This is a genomic window from Methylobacterium sp. C33D (assembly GCF_053345825.1).
The window spans coordinates 1-1,205 of record NZ_JBKFAV010000104.1 but is presented as its reverse complement, the minus strand read 5'-3'; the positions used below and the strand labels follow the sequence as shown (position 1 = coordinate 1,205).

The 1,205-nt window shown below is 72.9% G+C and carries 1 protein-coding gene; it reads right to left on the bottom strand.

The annotated features are described in order from the left end of the window. The coding region (gene dxs, locus ACLBXO_RS31550; RefSeq protein WP_447687892.1) for a 1-deoxy-D-xylulose-5-phosphate synthase at positions 1 to 1,205 on the bottom strand (1,205 nt) is incomplete at both ends.

The window sequence follows — 1,205 nt, the reverse complement described above, 5'->3', positions numbered from 1 at the left end:
GGCAGCGTGTCGAGGGCTGTCTTGACGATGGTCTTGGCGTCGAGGCCGGCCTCGGCGTACATCTTCTCGGGGCTGTCGTGGTCCTGGTAGGCGTCCGGCAGCGTCATCGTCCGCACCCGCACGCCGCCCGCGTCCAGGGCGCCGCGCTCGGCCAGCAGGTGCAGCACCATCGCGCCGAACCCGCCCCGCGAGCCCTCCTCGACCGTGATCAGCACCTCGTGGTCGCGCGCCAGATCCAGGATCAGCGCCTCGTCCAGCGGCTTGGCGAACCGCGCGTCCGCCACCGTCACCGCCACGCCCTGCTCGGCCAGCGCGTCCGCCGCCTTCAGCGCCTCCGCCAGGCGCGTGCCGAGCGACAGCAGGGCCACCCGCGCCTCCGCGTCCCGCCGCACCACCCGGCCCTTGCCGATCGCCAGCGCCTCGCCCCGCTCCGGAAGCTCGACGCCCACCCCCTCGCCCCGCGGGTAGCGCAGCGCGATCGGGCCCGCGTCGTGCGCGTGCGCGGTCGCCACCATGTGCACCAGCTCGGCCTCGTCGGCGGCCGCCATCACGGTCATGTTCGGCAGGCAGCACAGGTAGGCGAGGTCGAACGCGCCCGCGTGCGTCGCCCCGTCGGCCCCGACCAGACCGGCCCGGTCCAGGCAGAACCGCACGGGCAGGTTCTGCAGCGCCACGTCGTGCACCACCTGGTCGTAGGCCCGCTGCAGGAAGGTCGAGTAGATCGCCACGAACGGCCGGTAGCCCTCGGTCGCCAGCCCGCCCGCGAACGTCACCGCGTGCTGCTCGGCGATGCCGACGTCGAAGGTCTTGTCCGGGTGCGCCTTGCCGAACAGGTCGATGCCGGTGCCCCCCGGCATCGCCGCGGTGATCGCCACGACCTTGTCGTCGGCATCCGCCGCCTTGATCAGGCTCTCGCCGAACACCCGCGTGTAGGCCGGCGCGTTCGGCTTGGCCTTCGCCTGCACGCCCGAGACCACGTCGAACTTGACCACGCCGTGGTAGCGGTCGGCCGAGGCTTCCGCCGGCGCGTAGCCCTTGCCCTTCCGGGTGACCACGTGGAGCAGGATCGGGCCGTGCTCGGCGTCGCGGACGTTCTTCAGGACCGGCAGCAGGTGGTCGAGGTTGTGCCCGTCCACGGGGCCGACGTAGTGGAAGCCCATCTCCTCGAACATGGTGCCGCCGCCGACCACCAGCGAGCGGGCGTA